Origin of the sequence: Nostoc sp. FACHB-152, assembly GCF_014697475.1 — a bacterium.
In the GTDB taxonomy this organism is placed as follows: Bacteria; Cyanobacteriota; Cyanobacteriia; order Cyanobacteriales; family Nostocaceae; genus Nostoc_B.
Genome location: NZ_JACJRV010000026.1, coordinates 1 through 24,794 on the forward strand (window position 1 = coordinate 1; position 24,794 = coordinate 24,794).

Below are 24,794 nucleotides of genomic sequence, written 5' to 3' on the forward strand. Positions count from 1 at the left end.
ATACCCTTAAACGGCTACCCATACCTTTGTTACCGTGCTTGATACATCGACTTTATTTACTTATCTTCACACAGTTTGGTTTTTTTATGTCGTTCTACTTAACACTAATGCAAATCAAGCGATCGCTCCCCTTCAGGTCATCACATCCCTTGAGTAACTAATCAATCTTTCTCTAACTTTTTATTACTTTTTCAGCAAGTCCTACTTAGGTTCCTTTTACTTTTATATTCATAGAAATAAATGTCCCAGTACCGGAATATTGCAGGGTACTATCAGGGATGGGATTAGGTGTTGAAGGTTGCTGTGCAGGAACAAGGACTGTAAATTTAGCTTTGAATTCCCCTCCTTTAAGCAGTACAGGTTTACCTTTAGATTTAGTTTTTTGGGCTTTTTGGTTGGCAGCTAAAGATTCAATGAAAAGCATTCCTACCCCTGGGATACTGTATTGAGGGGTAGTATAAGCACAACCTGGAACGGTGACTTTTTTCTCGTCACCATCAACACAGACAAGTTGCCCATTAATTTTATCTTTGCCTGTACCAATTAAATTTCCTGGGCGCACAATAATAATTGCTTGCCCAAAGTTAGGTTTAAAGATGGCTTGATCGCCAGTGATGAGTATGAAGTCAGCCATTCTTTTTTATTAAGAAGACAAAGTGGAATTTTTAGCGATCGCATAAGTGTATGGGCCGTGACCCGTCACTTCATAATCAGTTTTGTTTGGTTCAACTACCAGAGGGGCAACATCTTTTCTAATGGCTTTTACTTCCCAGTCAAATTCTTGAGAGGATTCGGGATTATCTGAAACCACATAAAACTTGCCTTGAACAATTTTATCTTGACCGATTTTCTTCACCATTAACTTATCAAAACCATCGATATTAGTTAATACAATTGTTCTCCCTTCTTTGTGAGTTAGTGCTTCAAAATAATCTGGTAAATTAATTTCTGCTTTACCATTTACTAATTGACTACTGCCTCGGTAAAAAACACTTGCTTCAGGCCCTTCTAAGGTTCCATGAATCAGATATTTTGATTGGTCTAGCGGGTGATCGATGACAAAAGTTTTAACCTTGACAAATCCTTTTCCTGTATCACAATAAATATCTATACTGCCAGTATAATCAAAAGCAATTTTAGCAGTGCCAAACATTTCTCTTAATACAGCCCCATTACTGTCTCCGGCTGTACCTAACAATGCACCTTTAATATAGGTATTCCCTGTCTGACCTTCAACAGCAAATAAAGCATCCCATCCAGTTGACCATAAACCAAATTCTCGACTTTGATGCAAATGAATGCCGTATCCAGCTTTTTTAAAAATTCCTCGACTAGAACCATGTTTAATTAAGCCTTCATCCCAATTTTTACTAGTATCTCGATACCAAGTAAATTTCGGCCATTCATCTTGATCTGCATCAGTAAATCCGTTGTATTGGAAAGTTCCATTTACAGTTAAATTACCTGCAATACCTTGATTGCCAGTAAACTGATTACTATCTCGTGTTGCTACTTCATTCCAAGCAGGATTTGATACATCATTAGTACTAAATTGAATTTTTCTAAAGAATAGGCGATCGTTATTTTGATAAGTAGCGGCAATCTGGAGTTGATGATTGTTATCAGTATTACTATGTCTGGTTGTTATGAGATGCGTCCAACCATGTGATGTATCTGGTACATCTCCTGTTATTTCTTGACCACCATTTTGATAAAAACCAGACATCATAGCAGTACCGAAATTCGAGATAGTACTTTCATATCCGAACTTAACAGAACCATTAACAGTTAAATTACCAGCAAAAGAAGAAGTTCCTGTTCCTTTAACTGTTAAACCACCATCTGCACCTGTGGTTAATAACATTCTTTCATTATTTTGATTATCTCGCCAAGAATGATTGCCGTTGGCTGTATAAAATAACGTAGAATTATTAATACCTAATCCGTAGCCAGTCCAGAGTTGTAATTTGAGGTTGTTGCTTGTATCTGTATCTGTAAAAACAATTTGTTGATTGCCGTTAAGATTAACTTTGCCATCCTGAATAGTTAAACTACCTTTAATATACTGATTACCTTGGACATTTAATTTATAGTCACCTGGATTATTTATGCCAATGCCAACATTACCAGTATTATTGATATACAAAGCTGTAGTTTTAGAGTTACCACTGCCTACTCGGATATTTAAGCCACTAAGAACATTCCACTTTGCTCCATCCCATATACCTTCATTATCAACATTAGATAAGTTATTATACAGTGCGTGATTATAGTCGCCTGGTGTAGCTAAAAATAATGTACCTCGCTTATTATTATCTGCGGCAAGTGATAAATTTTTTCCGGTAATATTGCCATTAATAGTTAAACTACCACTGTTATATTGATCGCCTTGGACATTTAACTTATAGTTTCCTGGATCGGTTGTACCGATGCCAATATTGCCATTGACAATCACACTACCAGCATAAGTTGATTTTCCGGTTCCATTTGCTGTTAAATCGCCATCAATTTTTAAGCTACCTGTCAAAACTGCTAAGTTGGGATTGGCATTTCCTCCAGAACGCAAAGTCAAAGCTTTACTATCAGAATTGGGTAAGGATAAACCTGAATATTCCCTTAGAGTAGCATCAATAGTAATAGTATCTTTAATGGAAAGTTTTGCCAGTTTGATACTATTTTGAGGGCTGGAAGATGCAAAACCAAAAACTGGTTTTTCCACCCAACGAGTATAGCTATCAGCTACATCTTTTTGTTGTTGATTTTGTTGACTTTGAAAATATTGAATGTAGAGTTCACCGTCAGTAAGATTCTTAAAGTCAGAAAATGTGGTATCTTCTTTTAAAATAATCAAATTGCCATTACTATCTATAGCTGCTCCTGATTTAATTTGTACAGATTTTGAATTTTGAATAACTACAACTTCTAGTCCTTCAATAATGCCTGGAAGATGAAGGCTTTGATGATGATAGAGTTGGCGATCGCTTAAATATTTATGTTGCAGTTCAAAGTCATCTTCTAGCAAATATTGCCCTGGAAAATAGTTAGGACGTAGATTAGCAAAGTTAGTAAAATCAGTATTTTTAGCCATAAAAACTCCTAAAATTTAGTTCAATGATTGACTGCTTGTACCTAAAATTGTGTTACCAGCAACAATTTTTCCTTCTTCATCTTTGCTGCAAATTTGCAAAATATTAAACGGAGGAACAGCAGCAAGATTAAAGGTTTGTTCTAGTAGTTTATAAGTAGATAAACGTTGATTGATGTTTAAAGATGCTTGAACAGTTACTTTGCCTACAATCTCAACATTGTTAAGATTTTTGATAGTCACTGTTAACTGATCTAGAGTTTGCAGAAATTGTTGGTAATACAGGGTACGCTTAATTATAATTTTGTTATTCTCTATGATGGTTTCTGGTGTTAATAAATGATACTCAGATAAATTATCTTGTAGGCGGACTGTAATTTTATTTAGCAAATCTGAGGTAATGGTATTAGGTTGGGTAATCTCTACAATAGTGGCGATTTCTAGTTTTTCGATAATCGCAATTAAATTAGGCTGTAATTTTTGAATCTTTGGTGGCTCAAATGTCTGGAAACGATAGGGTTTAGTCCATATAGATTCTGTTAATTGCATTGCTGGTTGTTGCAATTGATTATTTTGTTGAAATATTGTATTTCCAGCAATAATTTCTCCTTTCTCATTTTGACGACAAATTTTGAGTACGGGTGATAAATTAACGGGCTGCTCTATTAGTGTATTGTTATACTCAGTGTCATTGATGAAAAAATACAGTTTAATAGTTAAATTGCCAATAAACTGTTTATCGGTTCGATTGGATAATGTGACATTAAACCCGGCAAAGTTTTCTTGTAAATTCTGATAATTTAAATTCTGTTTAACAGAGAAAGATTGATTATTAATAAGTATTTCTGGTGAGGAAGGTTTAATTATTTTTGAGTTTCCTTGAATCTGAACAAGTAATTGTTGAGCTAATTGATTAAGGGAAATATTATTAATATTATTAGGAGTAATTGTCACTTCTAGGGCAAATTTTTGATTTGGTGGTGTTGCAAATAATTTGAAAGGATAAGCAAAGTGCGATCGCTTAGTTAGCTGCATCGTTGGCACAAGAATTTTCAGCGTATAAAATGTGTGCGCTGGCTTTTCTTGATCGATAATTGCTTTAGCAATCTTGGCTTGTCGCCAATACTTATCCGGATCGCGGTCTTTTAAAGTTAGTTGTACTTGAAAATAATTGGGAAAATAATCAAATTCATCGAAAATCTCGACGCTGTTTCCAAATCCAGAATTTTCTAAATAAATCTGTAAAATTTCAATTAATCCTTGCTTTGTTCCTCGCAAACGATATAGTCGAACAATTTGTTGAATAAAGGCTTTTTTAAAATCTAATGCCCAATCATCCCGTAAACTCAAGGCTACCCAACCAGCTAACCAAGGTAAAAACTCCTCTGGAGTTTGTTGAGGATTAAAATAAAGATGAATATTATCAACAATCTCTTCTAATCCTGTGACATTTTGAGTATTTGCTGTAATAATTTGTTTTTGACTGGGAGTTGCTTCTACTCCACTGAGAATATTTTCAAATGCCAGCAAAAATTTACTAATAAACGCATCCTTTTGCAGAATTGCTGGTAAATATTGCTGATAGGTACTAACTGATTCAGACTCAGATTGTTTTGCGTTCATTACCAACTTCTACCAAGATTGTAAATTTACTATCGTCGATATTGATTTTAAATAACTGATTATCTGCTAACTCAATTTCAGATTTTGAGTTATTATCTTTGTCTTTGATTTGCAAATTTTCCACATAATCTACACCTTCTAAGTCATCTAATAACTTATATAATTCCGATAGATGAACACCGCGCCCAAAAGGCCATCCTTGCCCTTGCCAATATTTTTCTGATTGCAGAGGTTCAAAAAACATCTTGACTTCTTTTTCTACTTGTTTTTTGACATCTTCTGCTTGTGAACCATCCTGAAGTACTAATTCTGCTTCTATAGTTAGAGAGACATACTCAGGTTCTGTAATATGCAAGCGTGTGGTTAAAAGTTTGCGTTCATTGAGAAAATTCAATAAGGCTGCATACTTATTTACTTGATTTATTTGTTGATTTTCAGGAAGAACTACTAAACTAATGTGTCCTTTAGCGAAAGTTTCAGAGTTTGACTCTAAATTCAAATGTGGTAAACATTTAACTCTGGCAATTTTTGAGTTCTCAGTCTCTTGAGATTGATTCCAATCGATAAGTATCAATTTTTCAAAATCATTTGGGGTAATAGCACGATAAACATTACGCAATTCTAATAAAGTTTTTTGAATTTCTAATTGCAAAGCTTTTTGTCGTTCTTGAGGAGAAACATTAATTGGTAAATTCCATTGTTCGCCTTTAAGTAAACTCAAAAAACTAGCATAATTTTCATCAGGAATTTGATTCACCCGATAGAGAACCATTTCTGTTAACCATGCCAATAATTCAATCAGAATAATCCCCGTATCACTAGGATTATGATCTGTCCATTCGGGATATTCTAGAGGAATTTGAGAAATTGCCTCTTCTACAAGGGCTGCATAGCTGCGATCGTCGAGATTAGGTAAGGGTAAAGTCATAAGTTAAGTGAGGTATCACCTTCTAAATTGATGACATGATTGCCAGAATAAATTAAAGAATCAGCACTTAGTTTTGGCTTGGTTTCTATTCCAGGTAATTCCACAGAATTAACATGATCTACTCCTGAAATAGATTGAATAATGGCGTAAATATCTGATTTTTGCGGGTAGCGTCCAAATTTCCAACCCTGTCCTGTTCCGCCAGTTAAGGGATGAAGAAAGGTTTCTAAGCGTTGTCTAACATTGTTTCTCACTATGTCTGCGTCTTCTAGAGATACAGGGGTTATGGTTGCAATAACGCTGACTTCTTGCCATTTTGGGGCTGTAACTACTAAATCTATTGTCGCTTCACAACGAGAACGTATATAGTTTTCAACTCGCTCTATTAAAGCTAAACTGGGGGTTGGTTGACGATCGCTACTATAGGGCAAAATGATAAGTCTAACTTGTCCTGCACATTGGTTAATTCCCCGCATCATTTTTTCAAAGTCATCTTTTTCCGCAGCATTAATTGTCTGCAATTTTTGACGGAGACTATCTTCAAATGGGATATTTGGTTTAGTTGGATCGAGCCAAAGTCTTTCATTTAATGGACTAAAATTGGCCGTCAATAAATCTGGTGGAACTACTTTGACTCTAGCTACATCTGCGGAAGCTTCATAAGCTAAATCTGCCATATCTTCAATAGTGACAGCGCGATCGCGATGACGCAATTGCTTTGGTACTCGTTCTTTGAGACGATCTAAAGTTTCCTGTTGCGCCCCACCTGCTGCTGCTTCGAGGTTAATTACTCTATCAATGTAGGGAATAGTAGTTTTCAATTGCTTAATAGTTTGTGCAGTAACGTTACCTTGTTTACCGCCTCCAGTCCGATAAAAAGATAGGCGAATATTATTACGTCCTCTGGGGGGAACCATCCCGGCTTGTCCGTTACCAAAGCGGATTTTTCCCGTTTGACGATCCAAAATATAATGGCGATCGCTCGCACTAGAGCTATAAAAATCTGCTACTTCTTGCCAAAGTACCCAAACTTCTTCAATTTCTTCTAGATTATCTCGAATTACTTTCAAGCGATCGCTATTTATTTGGGGCGGAATTTTACCTTCTTGGACTTCTAATTGCTGTCCCATCAAAATAGGAACATTATTAGCCACAAAAACTTGATTTTGTTCATAGTTGCTTGAACCTAAAATTTCTTCTTGTAAACTAACTGCTTGAACTGCCCAAGTGGTATTAGTTAACAAACGAAGTAGACGAGGTTGAACCCGAAAATTCCCTGCTACCCAACGAATTCGCAACCAATATAGTTGTTTACCAAAGGCATCTTTCTGACTAAAATCTACGGGAGCAATAAATTTAATTAAACCTCGTTGGGAAAAAGCCTGAGTTTCATCCTGTACCCCTAACCGTTGCCAACCCAGGGGGCTAGAATATTCCCAAACTAATTGCGGTGGTTCTGTTGGAATATCAGCTAATATTTCATTTGGTAATGGGGCTTCAACCTGTGCATAAAGAGTAACTGTTTGATTATCAAATGATTTGTCAAATCCTAGATAAAGAGTCGGTTCTTGATCTAAGGTAGGCGTAAAGGGTTGAAAAGATTTTGTATTTAAACTTTCTGGATAAGAATAGGTAAAATCATTCTCAGCAAAATAAATAGCTGTTTCTGTAATTGTAAATTCGTATGTTAATTTTAATGATTTAATTAGCGGTGGATCGTAAGTTGCAGGAATCGTTTCTGTAAGAATTGACTTACGCATAATCCGAGTTCCAACCGCTAAACTTGTATTTAAAACTCCAGTTTTTAGCGTTAGTTTGTTATCATTCTGGCTGATGGCATTTATTTGATTTTCTTCTGGAAAACCTCCAGTTAGAGGGAGAATCCGAATTGTGTCGCCAACTTTAAATAAGTCCAGAGTATCAACTTGAATTTGTGTCGCTCCTGCTTGTGATGTTGCTGCTTTCATAACTGCTAAGTCATCATACACAGGATATTTGCGCTCATCTGCTGCTTTGCCATAAAGACCTTGAGTAATTCGAGCGCGAATCCAATATCCAGTTTCTCCATTCACCGTACTAGGTGAAGGCAGATTTTCTTGATTGGGAAATTGTATCTTTGCTTGAATAGTATCTGCTTCCGTAAACTGAATAGCTGATGATTTTTCTATCCATCTTAGTTGATTATTATTAGTTGCTATTTCTTGCCATACTTGACCGTTACCAACTTCCCAGCTAATTTTTAAATTACTTATGTTTGTAGGTTTATGGCTTAAGTTAATGTTAATAGTAATAATTGTATTTGGTTTAATATATGTATTATTTAAAGCCAGATAAAATGTATCATTAATATCTGGCTGTTCTCCAAAAGGATAAAAATCTTTGGTGAGGTCTAAAGGACTAGCATTAAATAAGCAGACTTCAGGTATTAAGTTAGATTGCTGGATAGTTATACTACCTTGAATATTAGAAATTTGAGGTAAAGTTGTAGATATAGAAGATATATTATTTAAGTTAGCTTGTAACCATCTTGCTGTTTTACCTTGAATCTCATAAGGAGTTGGAATCGGTAAATTAGCAAAAGTCCAGGTAATATTCGATGCATTATTGTTCCGACTTAGGCTGAGAGTAGGAGCTTGAGTACCTTCCCATTGAGAACCATCCCAATAAGACAAATTTACAGGAAGTTGATTAGTACTATTAGTAGTAATAATGAGCTTGAATTGTTTTAACTCTGGTAAAGTAAAAATTTCAGGACAAGTTATATAAAGAGAATGGGGAATGAAGCGATCGCCAGTAAAAGCTAAGAAAGCTGCATCTTTTTCTCCTGTTGCTTCAAGGGTGCGATCACTATATTTATCCTGACTAGGTTCGTGCAGAAATACTGCTTTTAATTGCGTCCTTGTAACAACTAAATCTCGATCTGTTTCAAAGACAACTTCTGCGTCTGAACCATCTGCTGGTGGTGCTGAAACTTGAGTATAAGCAGGAACTAAGGCATCTATGGGGCTTCCTTGTGCTAAATAAAAGGTTAACGGAACTTTAGCAGGTTCAGCTGGTTTGAGTTCGCCTCCGATTAAATCAAGGAAAGCCAGGAAATTTTTATCAGGAACTTGGTTGAGGCGATCGCTTACTACCTTGACCATGCGACCAAAGATGCGAATTAATGCTCTTGCTGCATCTTTTTTACCTTCAGTTGCAGGTTTCCAGTCGGTCAATTGCGCCACTAAATTTTCGGTTTGTTGGACAATCTCTTCATAGGTGCGCTGGTCAATTTTAGGAGGTAAGGAAGCCATAAATAATTACTGCAAGTAAAAAGGATAAACTAAATTAAAAATATTATTTGTTGTCCGAACTTGGTAATTTATTTGAATTAAAATCAAACTTGGTTGGTTGCGATCGGGGATTGTATCTACATCTAAAACATCAATCCGAGGTTCCCATACAATTAACGCATCTCGTACATCACTAACTATTTGTCCCACAGTTCCTAAATTATTAGGAGCAAAAACCTTTTCATGAATATCACAGCCAAAATCAGGACGCATTACTCGTTCACCTTTGGCGGTACTAAGAATCATCCAAATCGATTGACGCACAGCATCTTCATAACGTGCTACCTGAACTTGATGATTGTCATCAAGTTGCACAGGTAAAGCCCATCCTACCCCTAAAAAATCAATTTCCATTACATCACCTCCAATGAACCATCATTTACTTTCACTCCGGCTGCACATTTAATACCTAAACCAGATTGTGCTTCTAGTTCATATTTCGCTTGAGCTTTAATTTTACAATTTGCACCAGCTTCTAATTGATAATTTTGTTGAGTTTTGATAGAAAAATTTTTACATTCAATCAAAATATCTCCATTCATAATTTTTAAAAAAGTCTCTTCTTGATTTTTAATAATTATATTTTTGTCAGCTTGAATATTTATTGTATTTGTTGAGGAATCAAACTCAATTTTATTATTACCAGTTGTATCCTGAATAATAATTTTTTCTCCTTTTTCGGTATCATCTAAAATAATTAGATGACCGCTACGAGATTTAATTACTCGTTGATTATTACTTCCATCCTCATTTTGTACAGGTGGTTTATCCTTTCCATTCCACAATGCACCTAAAATGTAAGGAAAATTGATATCACCTTGTTCAAAAGCAACTAAAACTTCATCATCAACTTCTGGCAAAAAGTAAATACCCCGGTCGTTCCCTGCCATTGGAGTTAAAACCCTTGCCCAGTCACTTTCATCTTCTGCCGATAGCCAGGGAAATTTAACTTTAACTCTTCCTAAATTTTCTGGATCTTGATTATTGGTAACTACGCCTACTGTAACTCCATAAAAATGATGATCTCGACCATTAGGCATTAATAAATTTATTCCGTTCATGTAGCATTCCTCCTAACAGTAAACGAAGTTTTATAACCTTCATCTTCGGTATAGTCATGTTCTACACTTACGATGTAATAAAGGCCGCTAAATCTTTTACCTACCCCAGCAATTCCAATCACTATTCCGGCGCGCAAATTGGGATTACCTTGACAATTTGCCTCACCAGAAATGTATTCGAGTGACGTATCTCGAAACTGTCCCAATGCTATTCGCTCGGCCTCTGCTTTACTCGATACAAGTTGATTAACTATCGTATTACTAGATATCCCAAAGGCTTTTTTTACTTCTTTTGCACCAGCAGTTGAACCTCCCATTTTATCGCCTTCTTTACCAGATTCAGCCTTAGCAATAACTGTTTTCTTCTCCTTGGGTAACCATCCTTGTACTTGAACTTGATACACTTGCTTCATCGTACTTAAACGAGGTAAAAAATCTTGTAAATCTTCTCCATAAGTTAAGCTAAAAAGCTTCTGCTTTTCATTATTATGAGGACGAAAATATAAGGTTTTATCATCCACTACAATTTCATAACTAATTCGTGCTGCTCGTTCTTGCAAAAATTCCCAATCAGTTTGATTATGTTGTAAAACATATTCCAATTTAACTTTAGTATCTTCTACTGTGGGAGTTAACCCATTGGCTTTAGCAATTTGACTGACAATATCACTATCTTTCATTTGGGTAAAAGATTTTGTTTGACAACCCCGCAAAAAACGATGTCGTAAATCATGACCTCGCACCACTAAAATAGGGGTTTCATTTTGATTAAACTCAGGTTCAAACCCAGTAATCTCGCCAACTATAACAGTCTTGAGATTTTTCTGATGTCCCATCTGAATTTCAACTTTGTTACCTAATTCAAAAATATCCCGATCAATCCAAGTAAATTGCTGTTTCTCTACATCCCAAGTGACAAATCTCAATTCAAACATACTAGGTGCGTCTAAATCCTCAGATACTTTTGCTGATACAAAATCTGCATCTGCTTCTGGGGAAATAGGCTTACCTTGAATCAAAATTTTAATGTTTGGGGTAAGTGATGCAGCACCACTAGTTTTTTTAGACATTCTTTACCTTGTTTGAGTCAAGTTAGCTATTTTTAAAGGTGGAATAGTTAACACTGTTCCAGGCGGCAATTTACGGGGATTAATTAAGCGATTTGCATCAGCAATTATACGCCAGAGTGCAGGATCGCCAAATTCTTCTCTGGCGATGCTACTCAATGTTTCTCCCCGTTTTACAATCCTCACAGGGTCATCTATAGGATTTTCAATTTTTTTCTGTTTTTGTGGCTCTATCCACTCTTTAAAAGAGCAATCTAAGGTAGCTCTTACAGGTGTCCCATCTTCCAGAAAATGGGTTAACTTTTTAGTGACAGTTTCTAAAAAACAATCAGCTAATAGAATACTATCTTTACCCGATATAGTTCCCCATATAAGTTTACAGCGAGGAGGTCTTTTTTTACTTTGACCAATCCGAGGTTGCGTTAAATTAACTATCTTTTGGGTATAGTTCTGTACGTTTTCTGGGGGATACTTATTGAGAGTGGTATCAAAAAATAAATTTAGAGTTAAAGTAGTTACATCTTCTGTAGTGACTAATCCATATTGTCCTATTTTTCCACCAGGGATAGTCATGCTAATTTCACTCGGATTAAACAGAACTTCTATCTTCTCAGCAAAGTCTTCTGGATTACTTTTTTCGGCTTTAATAGTTAATTTTTGTAATGTCATCGATTTTTCCCTCTGCGTTCACTTTCAATGACTAACTTTCGCATCAGTTTGCGTTCAACTTGACTAGCTATAGCATTAACGTCAATATCAACATTTCTAGTTGCTAGTGGAGAAACTGAGGTTTCTGTTGGTGAGGAAGAACTGGTGAAAGTTCTGGGATTTGAGGAAGAATCTGTATTTGAGTTTGAGTTGCGATTCGATAAGTTTGGTTGCTGGTTATTACTCTTTGATGATGGGGTAGCTTTAGCTAAAGGTAAAGGCGACGATTGAGGTTTTTGTGATGGGTTGCTTGGAGAAGTTATAGATAGAAGAGGAAGAGAAGAGATATTTTGCTTGTTATTAGTTTGATTAATTTGAGAGATATTAACAGGTTGTGTGTTGATAAAAGTTGGGTTTTGATTTTGAGAAATTTGTGAAATAGCATTTGTTACTGCATTATTAGTCAAGTGATTTTGAAATTTTAGAGATTGGGCAGTAACTATAGGCAATTCTTCGGAATATGTTTGAGATAAAAAGTTTTCGTATTTACTTAAGTTGAAATTTTCTACATTAGTTAAGTTAGTTTGAGATTTTAGAGATTGTGCAGGAACTATAGGAAGTTCTGGGGAAGGATTTTGAGATATAAAATTTTCTGCATAATTATTTGGCTGCCTTGGTTGTTTTTCAACTGAAATATTCAAATTGTTGGTAATGGGAAGAGATGAATCTGACTGAGAATAATTTTGTAGTTTTGCTTGAATAATAGGTAGTATGGGTTGTGGCGCAACTACGGGATTTTTTGAGTCAGAGGTAGAAGGTGAATATAAGTCGTCAGATGGGTAATTGCGATTTAATTCAGTTGTATTCGATGAAGATATTGGCAATTCCGACAAAGGTGTTATCCTCATTTCTACCGTTTTTGGTAATTCTTCAGAATTCGCTAGAGGTGACACTACCGGAAATTCTGATGAAGAAATAGAGGTTGCATTTAAAATTGGTTGAGATTGGTGATTGAGATTTAATTCGGTTCTACTAGGCGAAGATATTGACGATTCTATTAAAGGTGCTAATCCAATTTCTGCTGTTTGTGGAAATTTTGCAGAATTCGCTTGTGGGGAAACTATAGGAATTTCTGAAGGTGTTTCTAAGTTTAAAGGTTGGATTCTTTCAGCTGCTAAATCAGAGTTTGATAAATTTGTACTATTTGGTATATGAGTATGACTAACTGTTTTAGTTGGTAAAGATTGAGAAGTATCTAATTTTCTTTGAATTATTGTAGCTGTAGGCTGAACTTGAGAGACAATTGGCTGGGAATCATGAATTTTATTCTCTAGTTTTTGTTCTCCTGCTAATGAAATAGGTTGTGCATAAACAATAGGAACAGGCTCTGATGATAGGGTATTAGTATTACCCCAACGTTGCATTTGTTGATTGAGTAGAGGTAAACGATTTAAAAAGCGATCGCAACGATTAATAATACGCTGACTCATTGCCATCTTCATCATTCCTGGTTGACGTAATGGACGACTCAGGCGATTTACCAAATTATGATTAAGCGCATCTTGCCAATTAGATGAAGAATTTATCATAATTCTATAATTTAGAAATTCCTTGATGCACTAGTTCAATTCTTTCTACAGCAATTTCGTCGCTATTAGCGTTAAAACTTGGGCCTTCCCACTTGACAGGATATGCTTTTTTAAAAGTCCACCACATGACCGGAATTTGCTGATTATTAAGTAAGAGAATCGTACCGTTTAACTGTTCAACCCAACCTTGGCTAGTTGCTTTATACCAGATGTAAAACAAATCAATATTGATTAATCCTCGGCTTAAAACTAGATTGGGATAGGTAGTATGTTTAGGAAACTTATGAATATAATCATTTAATCCTCCTTCTTGATAAGATTCCAACTCAATCTCGCTACTTAAACCGCTAACTTCGCTAAAACCACCAACAACAACTCCGCCAATTTCTACAGCAAAGTTATAAGCCATGTAGGGGTCGTGTCCCAATAAACTAGCCGTTGAACCTGCGGCTAAAGCTGCATTAAGTGAGATAAGTCTAGGATTCATTTTTTTATATTTACTCGCTAAGTCGCTGATTAATTTGTGCTACCTGCGTCACCCACTGCTGACGTTCTTGATGTTCCATTCCCATAATTTGTTCGTAAGACCAGTGAAAATGATAAGCAAGGTAGGCTACCTCCTCCAGTAGTCGTTCTGTGGGGTAGCAAGCTACTCCCCCACGGGAACAGTTTCCACTTCAAACTCTCCTTCACAGTGGGGACAGGCTACCCGCAAACGACTATGACCGTTTTGATTAATTCTTTGATAAAAATCCTGTAAATAAACTAAATCTCCAGAAAATAAACCCTCAATTATTTTGGTATTAATTTGCTCTAAAGTTCCTAGTTTGACTATCGTTCTTGCTAAAAGAATAATCACCAAATAACCGGGATTTTTCTGCACCCTTGGATCTCGAATTGGGGCAATTTCATCATAAGCCGTCGAAAGGCGCATAATGCCTTCTCTGTGAGTGTTGCTTTCCGAGTCGATATATCCTTGAGGCAAGATAAAAGGAAATTCAGTTTGCTGCATGATTTTGTTCAAATAAAATACTAACCAATGCTGATACCTTCATGAACTAATTCAAGAGTTTCAATCGCCACTTCATCAGAAGAAGCGTTAAAATCTGGAGCATTCCAAGTTGTAGGCCAGCAATTTTCTAAATTCCAGCGAAATTTTTCTTCTCCTTTATCGTTAGCTAAAATAATCGATAGGTTGCGTCGGTCTGTATCGCCATTTTGTAATTTCTTGTGCCATTCCCACAATTCTTTATTGTCAGTAATTCCCCGTTTTAGGGTAATATTGCCATAACTATTTAGTCCAGGAATTTGGCGTTGGCTTAATGCTTTATCTGTTCCTTCTCGATAAGTTCCTGCTTTGCGAGTTGCGTTTAAACCGCTACATTCCCGAAAACCTGCATGAACAATACCATCCCATTCCACCCAGAAATTATAACCACTATAGGGGTCGTGAGGATTAGAAATTGTGGGCATAAAATCACTCCTTCAATAAATTTGAATTAACATTTATGGCAGGCAATAGGAAGAGGTAATAGGTAACAGGCAATAGGCAATAAGCAGTGTTTGATGATTAGTATTTGTCATAAACTCTACTTCGATTCCTATATCATCTATGAGACTCCGATTTAATTGTTGAAAAAACGCAACACCTATCACCTCCCTTCTTACGCTTCTTTTACTATTGCCTATTGCCTATTCCCTATTGCCTCTTATCTTCAAACCACCGAAATTCCAGTACTACTTTGCACAAGTAAAAGCTGAATAAATTCCCCCGGAATGGTGGGTGCTAAACCAACTTCTGCTACTACTTGTCCTATTTCTCGGTTTTCTGGCGGATTAGTTTCGGCATCACATTTGACATAAAATGCCTCTTGGGGCAAACCACCTTGGAGAGCGCCTTGTCGCCACAAAGATTCACAATAAACGCTTAATTCTCTTTGCAGTCGCACCCATAAAGGAAAAGTATTGGGTTCAAATACCGTATTGGCTAAGTTACGATTTGCCCAACGTCCAAAGGTGAGAAATAAGCGACGCACATTGACATATTGCCATTCAAGAATCGGGCTGAGGGTACGCACTCCCCAAACTCGCATTCCTCTCGCTGGGAAGCTACGGATACAATTGACTCCCCCGCTAGCGATCGGATTAAGCTGTTCTTGCTCTGTAGCAGTAAGGGAAAAACTAATATCTAGTACTCCTGCAAGGGGAATATTAGCAGGTGCGCCATGTACTCCAACAGCGCGATCGCAACTTGCATATATGCCTGCAATATGACCGCAGGGAGGAATGTCTACTGAACGATTTTCTACTTTTAACCAAGGTGCATATAACGCACCGTTGCGGCTAGCAAGCTTGAGCCGTTGCTGATTTAGAACAATTAAATCACCACTATTCAAAGCATCAAGAATCGCAAAGCGATCGCCCATTCGTTCGCAATGCTCTAAAATAGTTTGCTGCATTTTTATAACTTCCCCATCTGAATTGAGCATGATGTCGGGAACGCAAACTAAATCGACATTTTCTAAGATTTCACTAGCCTCTAAACCTGCTTGCAAAGCATCAAGAGTGTTGTCAGCTAAGGCAATAACATAACAAAGACGACCTCCATTTTCAAAAAATCCTGCGATCGCATCTGCCAAATATCCCGTTGTTTGCTCAAAATACTGCTGAAAATGCGTCGCTAAGGTTAACCTTTTTGCTTCGTTGATGTCCGTTTTTAAGGTTGTCAAACCAAAGAAAACTGGCACACCTGTCAGTAACTCCGCTTCTGGAGTCGGAACAACATAATTTAGCGATACACCCGGTATTTTTGGCTCTAAAGTTGGCATTAGATATTAGTTAATTGTTGACTGTTAATATTCCCTATTGCCTATTGCCTCTTCCCTATTTCCCCGAACCAGTCCATTGACTGAGACGGAAAACTACGAATTCTGCGGGGTTAACTACTGCTAGACCAATTTCTGTTACAACTTGACCCAAGTCTCTAATTTCTAGGGGGTTTGTTTCGGCATCACATTTCACATAAAAAGCTTCTTGGGGTGTCGTACCAAATAACGCACCTTTGCGCCACTCTATCAATAAAAAAGCACTAATATTGCGGCGAATTTTTGCCCAAAGTTCGGGAGTATTGGGTTCAAAAACAGTCCATTGAGTTCCTTTATCAATGGAGTCTTTTAAATAACTAAAGTGACGGCGAATATTGACGTATTTAAACTCTGTATTTGCATCTCCGCCTAAGGTACGCGCACCCCAAACGCGGATATTTCCGTTTAACTTACGAATTACGTTAATTCCATCAGGGTTGAGTCCATCATGTTTAGCTTTGCTGAGATTATATTTTAAATCTAAGGCTCCTAATATAGTTTCATTAGCAGGGGCTTTGTGTACTCCTCTTTGTCCATCAACCCGTGCATAAACCCCAGCAATATGACCGCTTGGCGGAATATAAATATTACTATTACTAGCAGGATCGAAAACTTGAATCCACGGGAAATACAAAGCTGCATAGCTAGAATTAAAGGGTTTTAGAGTATTAACAACTCCTGTGCTGCTGAGGTCAATAGTCTCTTGACTATCAAGAATCGCAATGCGATCGCCTAATTTTTCAGCATGGTCTTTTATATCATCTCTAAGCTCTAAATTTCCCGGCGCAGCAATAATGGCAATTTCATCAATAGCTTCAAACTGATCTAAAACATTACCAATCTTGTTTTCGCCAGTTATCCAGGTGACATAACAACGAGTCCCACCATTTCTAAAAAAGCCATAAACTGCATGAGCTAAAGTATTTTGTTCTTTATTATCTTTAGGGTGTAAAAAATCACCAAAGAATTTTTTAAATTCACTAAAGTTTGTGATGAGTTTAATTTCTCCTGCCAAGGCAGATTGCAAATAGTAATCAACAGTAATTTCTCCAGAAGTAGGTGCTGTAGTAAATACAACTTGAGATTTTTTGGCACTATCATCGTTTGTTAGAGAAACACCACTTGCTTGCTCTTGTCCACCAACCTTAACGGTGAAATTGCTAGTCCCTATTGGATAATTGCTGAGGTCAAAAGTGGTTTTATTACCATCTCCACTGCCGATGGTTTCCGCTTCTACTTTATTAATATTATAAGTTTGATTTTTAGTTGAAATAGTACCAACAAAAGCAGCAATACTAGTTCCAAGTCCGACAATTGGGGCAGAACCAGACGCTATTTCTTCGACGTAAACACCTGGAGAAAGATAAGTTGGCATTTCCTTGGCTCCTTGCCTGGGTATATTCAAAAAATAGTTAAGATTTCAAAAATCTATTACCTATTACCTATTGCCTATTACTGCATAGTAAGGCTTTCTAAATTTCATCAAGTTAATTTAGCATAAGCTAAAATAAACAGCCATATTTATTTAGGTTTGAGAGCAAAATTTTTCTCGGTAATAATTTCACCACGCTGAATATCAATTGTTTGAAACAATTGTTGATATCCAGTTGCAGAGACAATCAGGTTAATGGTACGTTGCCCTGATTTTGGCGACTCTAATCCGATTAACTGATAATTACCTTTTTGGTCGCTAATGGTACTATCTCCACTATTTTGGATTTGTACTTTGGCATTGGCAACCAATTTCTTTGGCTCGTTGGCATCAGTAATTGTGCCTTTAATTCCCGTAGGTAAAAGCACAACATCCTGAATTGTCGTGGTAACTTTACCATCAATGGGGGGAGAGATTTTAACCTTTGTTCTAACTTCGTTATATAGAGTTGGATTCGTAGGTAACGATGCTTCTAAAATATATTCCCCAGAAGGTAAGTTAGTGAAATAAAAGTAGCCAGCATTGGTTGTAACTTTGCGGTCAGGTCGCTCTAACAACTTTTGCCATTGCGAACCGTATTGCAATGCTTTGAGAGCTAAATTAGCTCGAAACTTTTCTGGCATTTCGACAAGTTCTACTATGGCACCAGAAATAGGTTTTTCCGTTTCTCCTTGCAAAACTTTACCTGCGATCGCTATTTGTTGATTAACTATAGATAGTTCGAGCATCGTTATTCCTAAATTAAGAGTTGGGTTGATAAACTCCCACCAATCGTGCTTCTTCTCCTGTGTCATCTACAGGAACAGAAATAGTAACAGTACAATGCAAGACCACCTTCGGTCTAGTTCCTTCTTTCCCTCCCATCGCTTGCCAAAATTCCCCAAAACTTTGTAAGTTACTCGGACGTAAACTAATGAGTCTCAGAGGAAGTTCTTGTCCTTCCAAGTTATCTCCAACAAAGGTTTCGGGAAGTTTTCGATATCGCAGTAACACCTTCATAACTGCTCCTAGAAGTTGGTGTTCTGTCTGGACATCTTCTTCATTTTGCGGCCAAGCAGTAATTAAATAAGAACAATCCACCCTAGCTGGGGGACGCTTTCTAATTGCTTTACCATTACTTTGGCGTTCCACTGACCATGCACTCTCGCGTAACTCTAAATTCTCCTGCACATCATAAAGAAATAAGTTAATCGCTGGCTTTTGCTTGATTGCTCCTTGATAAGGCGTAACAAAACTGATAAAAACTTCGGTGTCTCCAGAAGGAATATCAGGTGGAAGTTCTCGCTTCAGTAGCAATTCTAAAGTCGTGTCTAGACCATCTAACATTATCTAATTAAGGTTCATTAGTAACTCAGTATGCTTTTAAAGTTGATAAAATAAAAAAGCATTGATTGTTCTAAATATTACAAACAGTTAATTGCTTATTCAATAACAGTTCTATTAATTATTGTCAATAAGCATTACAAATATTAGAAATAAATACAAAAACTGTAATGTATTGAAAATATTTCTTTATGGTTTCGATTATTTAGATCTCAAACCAAGAACTTGGTGTTCCAGAATTTTGTTGTTACACTAAAAATCGGTTTGGGCTTTTATCAGTATATTGCCCAAGTATGTATAAATAATTTTTCCGTATGATGTTAAATAATAAACACGTCAAACTTTACTGAAAGAAATTTTTAAGTGATATTTAAAGTATATTGCAGCACTAATTTTATACAACCATTACTTGGATAGAGGAGACGATCTATGTACCGCAAGCAAATATCTGACAAAGCTTCACCCTCTGTTCGATCAACGCCAAAAAGTCAACAGACAGCCACGAGTCCGAGTTATGGGTCATTGTCTGAAGTAGTGCAGAGAATGCAACAAGATCCAAATAGTGTAAGTCAAAATGAAAAACAGCAGTTAGATAGTGCTATTGGTACAAGGTCAACGCAAGAGATTATGGCAGGAACGCAAACCTCATGGGTTCCTAAATTCCAAGGAATTTCCGCGCAGCTTTGGGGTAATTCTGGTCAAGTTGGTGTACCAATACAAGCGAAGCTGGCAATAGGTGAAGTGGGGGATAAGTATGAGCAAGAAGCGGATCGAGTAGCCAAGGATGTAGTTCAGCAGATTCATACACCACAAACGAGTGCATTACCAAAAGCAGATTCAACGCCGATACAAGAAAAATTGCAACGGAAACAATTACCAGAAATGGTGCAGTGTCAAGAAGCTATTTCTGGTGGTGAAGCATCAACAGCTTTGGAATCAGCCATTAATAGTGCAAGGGGAAGTGGACAACCGTTAGATGACAGTCTACAACAGTCGATGGGGCAGGCAATGGGGGCAGATTTTAGTGGTGTGCGCGTACATACAGATCTTCAAGCAGACCAGTTGAATCAATCTATTCAGGCGAAGGCGTTTACCACAGGTCAAGATGTATTCTTTCGGCAAGGGGAATATCAGCCAGGGAGTTTAGGGGGACAGGAGTTGATTGCCCATGAATTGACTCATGTGAAACAGCAGGGTGATAAATCGATCGACCGATGCTCTCGGCACTTAGTTCAAAGAATGAAAGACGTTGGGGTACATCATGACACCTTTGGAGATTTGGTTGAGCTGGATGATAACGAACCACTTCCAAAAAACGACGATAATTACGTTTACACCCTAGCACCATCTTCTGATGATGGAAAAAGGAGACGTTGGCGTGGCAAAAGAGCAAAAAACAAGAAAATAGATCTAGATGAAATTGAAAAATCAAAGAAGAAAAGTAAGATAGCAGACCTTAAAAAACCAAAACCAGACCTATTTGACGAAAAATCTGGAGGTGACAAGGAAGGTACATTTGAATATGTTGCCAATTACCTTTTTGCGGAAGTTTGTAAGGCAGATTCCGAAACCGCTAAACAAATTTGGTCTGAAGTATGGAAAGTAGATGATAGCCAAGATGAACCAAAACTTGTACCAGCACAACAGGAGATTCCCGACCAAGCGAAGAAGGAACTATTAAACCACATGATCGAGAAAGGCTTAGATATAAGCTGGGAGAAGCTACCTATCAAAGATATCATGCAGCTAGAAGTGGAAAATGAAAAGCCTGCTTCTTCTATGGATATACTCGAAATTAATCCGGGTATTTGGGACTATCTAGCAGATGTTTGGTATTGGAGACCTTGGTCACAATCAAAAACTTTAGGAGTAGGATTCCACACTACGGATGGCAATCCGTCGACAGTTCTTAAGAGTAAAAATGAGGGAGGTTGGGGAGGAATTACACGCCCAATAACTGCTCCATTCTTCCAAAAGCGATATGCATTGAGTGAATCATGGAATCCTTTAGGAGGTTGGTTAGAAGATAAAGGCCCAGCTTTCCGAAAAGGTATTAAGGATAACGAACTTCTATCGACTGTGAGTGTAGCAACTAGCTTACATGCTTGTGTTAAGTTCCCTTTAGCAAATAAAAATAGAAAACATATAAAAGAAAATAATCGTGACCAACATGAATCATTCAAGATGACAGCATATGTTTATGCAGTTATTGTTAAAGACGGATATGCCACATTTACCAAACAAGATAATCCGTTCCCAGAAATCGCCACAGGAGACATCGCTATTCAAGATATTATCGGTTATGCCAAAATAACACGTTGGCATGATTATCAGAAAAACGGAAACAACCAACAGGAAAATACAGACAACCCAAATGACTCATCATTCTATTATGAGGTTGATGATTTTGTAGAAAATCGTTTAGAACTCAATGACGAAGAACTTACTATACAAAAACAACTTATAAAAAAGGCAAAAGAAGCAATCATCAAAGAACAGGAACGAGCAAACAAAGGTAAATATACCTCAGCAGAGAACTAACTAGTAGTGCGCCCCTTTTGTAGGGTGTGCTAACAGATATGGCACTAAACCAACATATTGCAGTCTAACAGTTACGCATACCCTAGGCATCACTAGCTAAGTCTGTTCCACTTCTCTATGTCATTCCAATTATCAGCAGTGAATTCGATAGAAGCAGGAGAAAAAACATTTACTAAACCCATGTTTTCAGAAACAGAAATTACTCCCGATTTAAATGGGTTGCAACCTCTCCTACTGCGATTAGATTGGCTGATTAAAACAGCTATTTCTACGCTGGAATTAAACCAAAAAGCTGCGAGAGAATTAGGCATTTCATGCTTACAAAAAACCGAAATCTTATCAGAACAAGCATCAACTACAATTCGGTATGATTCACTATTAGCATGGTTGCAAAATACTTTTAGCTTATCTGCTTTTGACTTAGATATACTAGCTATTGCTTTAGCACCAGAATTAGATCGTCACTATGAAAGGATCTATGCTTATCTCCAAGATGATATGAGTAACAAAAGACCGACAGTAGATATGGTCTTAAACTTGCTTTGTTCTAGCATTCCCGAAAAGCTATCACGACGCAAGCATTTTGCTACTAACGCACCCTTACTTCATCACCGTTTAGTCCATCTTGTCACAGACTCCCATCAGTCAACACTTCTTTCTCATCATCTCATCATCGATCCGCAAGTGGTGAGGTTGCTATTGCAGCAACCAGGGTTAGATTCTCGACTTACTGCTTGTTGTCAACTGCTAGAACCAAATATCTATTTTGATAACTCCTATCTCAAGGCAGATGTACACACATCTTTAGAAGCTTTGGTGATAGAAGACTGGCAAAAACAACAACCTCTACTACTCTATTTTCAAGGGACGGATACTACTGGTAAACGCCGCACTGCCCAAAGTCTTGCCAAAACTTTGGAAATTCCTTTACTAATTGCAGACTTAACAAAGATAGTAGATGATAAAACTAATTTTGAGGAAAAGTTAGAAATATTATGGCGTGAAGCTTGGTTTTTTCACTGTTTGCTGTATCTTGATAACTTCGATATTCTTTACCTTCAAGAAAATCAACTTCTCTATCAAACCTTCCTGGGAGAACTAGAGAAAAATCGGGGTATTACCATTATTGCAGGGGTACAAAATTGGATACCCACAGCTACAGGCGCAACTGGGTTAATTTCAGTTTCGTTTACCATTCTTGAGTCAAGCCAACGCAGAGATTGTTGGCAAACTCACCTCCAAGCAGCGCAAATCAGTATTGAAGATCAAGAGTTAGATGTATTGAGCGATCGCTTTGTTTTGACTTCAGACCAGATCGCCAATGCTGTGACTACTGCCTATAATACTGCTCGTTGGCAACAAATTAACTCCATAAAAGATATTAGCGATCGCAAAACAGAAAAACCACTATCCTCATTTTTCCACTTGTGTAGTGCAGCCCGCGCTCAATCTGGTCACGACTTAGGGAACCTCGCCCAAAAAATTACACCGAAATATACTTGGGATGATATTGTATTGCAGCCCAACCAAATAATACAACTAAAAGAAATTTGCAAAGAAGCAGAATATCGAGATTTAGTACATCAAAAATGGGGTTTTGCAGATAAATTATCTTTAGGAAAAGGTCTAAATGTACTGTTTTGTGGTTCTTCCGGTACAGGTAAAACTATGGCGGCAGAGGTGATAGCCCATCAATTGCAACTAGACCTTTACAAAATAGATTTATCGCAAATAGTTAGTAAATACATCGGTGACACAGAGAAAAACCTCAATTGCATTTTTAATGCTGCAAGTAATTCTAATGCCATCCTATTTTTTGATGAAGCAGATGCTTTATTTGGCAAACGTTCTGAAGTCCAAGATGCCCGCGATCGCTATGCCAATATTGAAGTAGGTTATCTATTACAAAAAATGGAAGAGTATGAAGGAATTGCGATTCTAACTACTAATCTGCGTAGCAATATAGATACAGCTTTTGAGCGTCGTCTCCGATTTATTATTGAGTTCCCCCTACCAGACACAAAAAATCGTTATCTAATTTGGCAAAGAATTTTTCCGAAAATTGCACCTTGTAGCTCCGAGTTGAATTTAGAGTTTCTGGCAGAAAATTTTGAGATTACTGGGGCTAATATTCGCAACATTGCTTTGACAGCAGCTTTTTTAGCAGCAGATGATGGGAAAGTAATCAATATGAAACATTTGATTGGAGCATTGCGCCGGGAGTATCAAAAGATGGGGCATATTTTAAGAGAAAAAGACTTAGGAGAATATATAAATTGGCGTTGATAGACGGCTGCCCCTATCTGGACACTGCGTGCTGATTTGATAATCGCAGTATATTTCAATTCAACAATAAATAATTTAAATTGGCATAATATCGTCGAGTGTCATCCGTAAATTAGGTAACAAATAAGATGAGATAAGTTCTCCTAGGCGATATTGATGTTGTTCATATACGCCATTCACTAGTTGGCAAACAGTGAAGGTAGGTTGTTTTGGATTACCAATAAATTGCAAACCACCCAATCCTCGAAAATCGATAATCCAATATTCAGGTATATTCAGAAAAGCATATTCTTCAACTTTTCTAGCATAGTCATCCTGCCAGTTAGTACTTACAACTTCAGCAACTAGCTTAATTGTATTACCGTTACAAATAATCGGTTCTTTTTGCCACAGAGGTTCCCCCGCCAATTGTTCTTTATCAACAAATGTACCATTGTCATCGGTGCGGATAACTGTGGTGTAGTCTTGTAGAGACTTCATGAAATTTGCTTTACAGGTTTTATTAATAATTTAGCGCGATCGCCCGAATCTTCAACACAGAAAAGACAGCAAGATTGTCCCCCCTTCCCTAGTAGGGAAGGGGGTTAGGGGGTTAGGTCTCTTCCAAACAAGCTTGCGAAATCAACATTAACACCCGATCAAGTTCCTGTTTCACTTCCTCATTTTTAATCCTTAACAAACGCAATCCTCTAGCTAACAAAACTTTGTCACGTTCTGCATCATATTCAGCTTGTTGTTCATGAATTTTTCCATCTACTTCTATTACTAATCTAGCTGCGTGACAGTAAAAATCTGCAATAAAACCATCAATAATTTGCTGACGACGAAAGTGTAAACCATTGAGGCGATTACTGCGAAGTTGTTGCCAAAGAATTTTTTCTTCTGGTGTCGTTTGGCGACGAAGTTCTTTAGCACGCTGTATTTTAGATGGGTTTATTGTTTGTCCGATAACTATATTATGAGTTTTTTCTTCTTTACGTGGGGATTTGTGTGGCGGTGTTTGATTACTCATGTA

The 24,794-nt window shown here is 37.2% G+C and carries 20 protein-coding genes and 2 pseudogenes; 2 read left to right on the top strand and 20 right to left on the bottom strand.

The window, feature by feature from the left end:
• Positions 1 to 205 precede the first annotated feature (205 nt).
• The 18 genes and pseudogenes from H6G76_RS18230 to H6G76_RS18310 all read right to left on the bottom strand — a co-directional run bounded on the left by H6G76_RS18230 (position 206) and on the right by H6G76_RS18310 (position 18,955).
• On the bottom strand, positions 206 to 634 hold the full coding sequence (locus H6G76_RS18230; RefSeq protein WP_190703503.1) for a hypothetical protein: 429 nt from the start codon (positions 632 to 634) through the stop codon (positions 206 to 208).
• Positions 635 to 643: 9 nt separating this feature from the next.
• Entirely contained in the window at positions 644 to 3,088 is a 2,445-nt protein-coding gene (locus H6G76_RS18235) for a hypothetical protein (RefSeq protein ID WP_190703506.1), read from the bottom strand.
• Positions 3,089 to 3,103: 15 nt separating this feature from the next.
• On the bottom strand, positions 3,104 to 4,708 hold the full coding sequence (locus H6G76_RS18240; RefSeq protein ID WP_190703508.1) for a phage tail protein: 1,605 nt from the start codon (positions 4,706 to 4,708) through the stop codon (positions 3,104 to 3,106).
• Positions 4,689 to 5,636, bottom strand: coding sequence for a baseplate J/gp47 family protein (locus H6G76_RS18245; RefSeq protein ID WP_190703512.1), 948 nt, complete (start codon positions 5,634 to 5,636; stop codon positions 4,689 to 4,691). The genes H6G76_RS18240 and H6G76_RS18245 overlap by 20 nt, the downstream gene beginning before the upstream one ends.
• Positions 5,633 to 8,929: a baseplate J/gp47 family protein gene (locus H6G76_RS18250; RefSeq protein ID WP_190703517.1), complete on the bottom strand. Its 3,297-nt coding sequence runs from the start codon at positions 8,927 to 8,929 to the stop codon at positions 5,633 to 5,635. Before H6G76_RS18250 ends, H6G76_RS18245 begins: the two co-directional genes overlap by 4 nt.
• Positions 8,930 to 8,935: 6 nt before the next feature.
• A complete protein-coding gene (locus H6G76_RS18255; RefSeq protein WP_190703520.1) occupies positions 8,936 to 9,322 on the bottom strand; it encodes a GPW/gp25 family protein in 387 nt (128 codons plus the stop codon).
• Positions 9,322 to 10,029: a phage baseplate assembly protein V gene (locus H6G76_RS18260; RefSeq protein ID WP_190703523.1), complete on the bottom strand. Its 708-nt coding sequence runs from the start codon at positions 10,027 to 10,029 to the stop codon at positions 9,322 to 9,324. Before H6G76_RS18260 ends, H6G76_RS18255 begins: the two co-directional genes overlap by 1 nt.
• Positions 10,026 to 11,099 carry a phage late control D family protein gene (locus H6G76_RS18265; RefSeq protein WP_190703525.1) on the bottom strand — a complete coding sequence of 358 codons (1,074 nt, stop codon included), beginning with the start codon at positions 11,097 to 11,099 and terminating at the stop codon, positions 10,026 to 10,028. Before H6G76_RS18265 ends, H6G76_RS18260 begins: the two co-directional genes overlap by 4 nt.
• Before the next feature lie 3 nt (positions 11,100 to 11,102).
• Positions 11,103 to 11,765 (bottom strand): LysM peptidoglycan-binding domain-containing protein, encoded by a 663-nt coding sequence (locus tag H6G76_RS18270; protein ID WP_190703529.1) that lies wholly within the window; start codon positions 11,763 to 11,765, stop codon positions 11,103 to 11,105.
• Positions 11,762 to 13,333, bottom strand: a complete 1,572-nt coding sequence (locus tag H6G76_RS18275) for a hypothetical protein (RefSeq protein WP_190703532.1) — start codon at positions 13,331 to 13,333, stop codon at positions 11,762 to 11,764. The genes H6G76_RS18270 and H6G76_RS18275 overlap by 4 nt, the downstream gene beginning before the upstream one ends.
• Positions 13,334 to 13,337: 4 nt before the next feature.
• A complete protein-coding gene (locus H6G76_RS18280) occupies positions 13,338 to 13,820 on the bottom strand; it encodes a phage tail protein (protein ID WP_190703533.1) in 483 nt (160 codons plus the stop codon).
• 10 nt (positions 13,821 to 13,830) lie between these two features.
• Positions 13,831 to 13,968, bottom strand: a pseudogene (locus H6G76_RS38065) (DUF6760 family protein); the annotation flags it as partial.
• Positions 13,969 to 13,982: 14 nt separating this feature from the next.
• Positions 13,983 to 14,345, bottom strand: a complete 363-nt coding sequence (locus tag H6G76_RS18285; RefSeq protein WP_190703536.1) for a phage tail assembly protein — start codon at positions 14,343 to 14,345, stop codon at positions 13,983 to 13,985.
• A gap of 20 nt (positions 14,346 to 14,365) precedes the next feature.
• Complete coding sequence (locus H6G76_RS18290; protein WP_190703540.1) at positions 14,366 to 14,806, bottom strand: phage tail protein; 441 nt, start codon at positions 14,804 to 14,806, stop codon at positions 14,366 to 14,368.
• Positions 14,807 to 15,048: 242 nt separating this feature from the next.
• Positions 15,049 to 16,161 carry a phage tail sheath subtilisin-like domain-containing protein gene (locus tag H6G76_RS18295; protein WP_190703541.1) on the bottom strand — a complete coding sequence of 371 codons (1,113 nt, stop codon included), beginning with the start codon at positions 16,159 to 16,161 and terminating at the stop codon, positions 15,049 to 15,051.
• 55 nt (positions 16,162 to 16,216) lie between these two features.
• Positions 16,217 to 17,572, bottom strand: coding sequence for a phage tail sheath subtilisin-like domain-containing protein (locus tag H6G76_RS18300; RefSeq protein WP_190703544.1), 1,356 nt, complete (start codon positions 17,570 to 17,572; stop codon positions 16,217 to 16,219).
• A gap of 146 nt (positions 17,573 to 17,718) precedes the next feature.
• Positions 17,719 to 18,357 carry a carboxypeptidase regulatory-like domain-containing protein gene (locus H6G76_RS18305; RefSeq protein ID WP_190703547.1) on the bottom strand — a complete coding sequence of 213 codons (639 nt, stop codon included), beginning with the start codon at positions 18,355 to 18,357 and terminating at the stop codon, positions 17,719 to 17,721.
• A gap of 13 nt (positions 18,358 to 18,370) precedes the next feature.
• The gene (locus tag H6G76_RS18310; protein ID WP_190703550.1) at positions 18,371 to 18,955 is read right to left on the bottom strand and encodes a DUF4255 domain-containing protein; all 585 of its coding nucleotides are present in this window, start codon (positions 18,953 to 18,955) and stop codon (positions 18,371 to 18,373) included.
• A gap of 540 nt (positions 18,956 to 19,495) precedes the next feature.
• Between H6G76_RS18310 and H6G76_RS18315 the strand changes: the two genes are divergently transcribed.
• Entirely contained in the window at positions 19,496 to 21,493 is a 1,998-nt protein-coding gene (locus tag H6G76_RS18315) for a DUF4157 domain-containing protein (protein ID WP_190703553.1), read from the top strand.
• Between the two features lie 138 nt (positions 21,494 to 21,631).
• On the top strand, positions 21,632 to 23,779 hold the full coding sequence (locus H6G76_RS18320) for an ATP-binding protein (RefSeq protein WP_313934793.1): 2,148 nt from the start codon (positions 21,632 to 21,634) through the stop codon (positions 23,777 to 23,779).
• A 75-nt stretch (positions 23,780 to 23,854) separates the two neighbouring features.
• Here the strand turns inward: H6G76_RS18320 and H6G76_RS18325 are convergent.
• Both H6G76_RS18325 and H6G76_RS18330 read right to left on the bottom strand, forming a co-directional pair.
• Positions 23,855 to 24,199, bottom strand: a pseudogene (locus tag H6G76_RS18325) (Uma2 family endonuclease); the annotation flags it as partial.
• 172 nt (positions 24,200 to 24,371) lie between these two features.
• Positions 24,372 to 24,791 (bottom strand): endonuclease domain-containing protein, encoded by a 420-nt coding sequence (locus H6G76_RS18330; protein WP_190703556.1) that lies wholly within the window; start codon positions 24,789 to 24,791, stop codon positions 24,372 to 24,374.
• Between the last annotated feature and the right edge of the window lie 3 nt (positions 24,792 to 24,794).

What these genes read in the sequence shown, in the direction of transcription:
- H6G76_RS18250 (WP_190703517.1), bottom strand. Translation starts at nt 8,929, where the DNA reads ATGGCTTCCTTACCTCCTAAAATTGACCAGCGCACCTATGAAGAGATT.
- H6G76_RS18290 (WP_190703540.1), bottom strand. Translation starts at nt 14,806, where the DNA reads ATGCCCACAATTTCTAATCCTCACGACCCCTATAGTGGTTATAATTTC.
- H6G76_RS18235 (WP_190703506.1), bottom strand. Translation starts at nt 3,088, where the DNA reads ATGGCTAAAAATACTGATTTTACTAACTTTGCTAATCTACGTCCTAAC.
- H6G76_RS18245 (WP_190703512.1), bottom strand. Translation starts at nt 5,636, where the DNA reads ATGACTTTACCCTTACCTAATCTCGACGATCGCAGCTATGCAGCCCTT.
- H6G76_RS18280 (WP_190703533.1), bottom strand. Translation starts at nt 13,820, where the DNA reads ATGAATCCTAGACTTATCTCACTTAATGCAGCTTTAGCCGCAGGTTCA.
- H6G76_RS18265 (WP_190703525.1), bottom strand. Translation starts at nt 11,099, where the DNA reads ATGTCTAAAAAAACTAGTGGTGCTGCATCACTTACCCCAAACATTAAA.
- H6G76_RS18275 (WP_190703532.1), bottom strand. Translation starts at nt 13,333, where the DNA reads ATGATAAATTCTTCATCTAATTGGCAAGATGCGCTTAATCATAATTTG.
- H6G76_RS18260 (WP_190703523.1), bottom strand. Translation starts at nt 10,029, where the DNA reads ATGAACGGAATAAATTTATTAATGCCTAATGGTCGAGATCATCATTTT.
- H6G76_RS18285 (WP_190703536.1), bottom strand. Translation starts at nt 14,345, where the DNA reads ATGCAGCAAACTGAATTTCCTTTTATCTTGCCTCAAGGATATATCGAC.
- H6G76_RS18315 (WP_190703553.1), top strand. Translation starts at nt 19,496, where the DNA reads ATGCAACAAGATCCAAATAGTGTAAGTCAAAATGAAAAACAGCAGTTA.
- H6G76_RS18255 (WP_190703520.1), bottom strand. Translation starts at nt 9,322, where the DNA reads ATGGAAATTGATTTTTTAGGGGTAGGATGGGCTTTACCTGTGCAACTT.
- H6G76_RS18295 (WP_190703541.1), bottom strand. Translation starts at nt 16,161, where the DNA reads ATGCCAACTTTAGAGCCAAAAATACCGGGTGTATCGCTAAATTATGTT.
- H6G76_RS18230 (WP_190703503.1), bottom strand. Translation starts at nt 634, where the DNA reads ATGGCTGACTTCATACTCATCACTGGCGATCAAGCCATCTTTAAACCT.
- H6G76_RS18270 (WP_190703529.1), bottom strand. Translation starts at nt 11,765, where the DNA reads ATGACATTACAAAAATTAACTATTAAAGCCGAAAAAAGTAATCCAGAA.
- H6G76_RS18310 (WP_190703550.1), bottom strand. Translation starts at nt 18,955, where the DNA reads ATGTTAGATGGTCTAGACACGACTTTAGAATTGCTACTGAAGCGAGAA.
- H6G76_RS18330 (WP_190703556.1), bottom strand. Translation starts at nt 24,791, where the DNA reads ATGAGTAATCAAACACCGCCACACAAATCCCCACGTAAAGAAGAAAAA.
- H6G76_RS18300 (WP_190703544.1), bottom strand. Translation starts at nt 17,572, where the DNA reads ATGCCAACTTATCTTTCTCCAGGTGTTTACGTCGAAGAAATAGCGTCT.
- H6G76_RS18240 (WP_190703508.1), bottom strand. Translation starts at nt 4,708, where the DNA reads ATGAACGCAAAACAATCTGAGTCTGAATCAGTTAGTACCTATCAGCAA.
- H6G76_RS18305 (WP_190703547.1), bottom strand. Translation starts at nt 18,357, where the DNA reads ATGCTCGAACTATCTATAGTTAATCAACAAATAGCGATCGCAGGTAAA.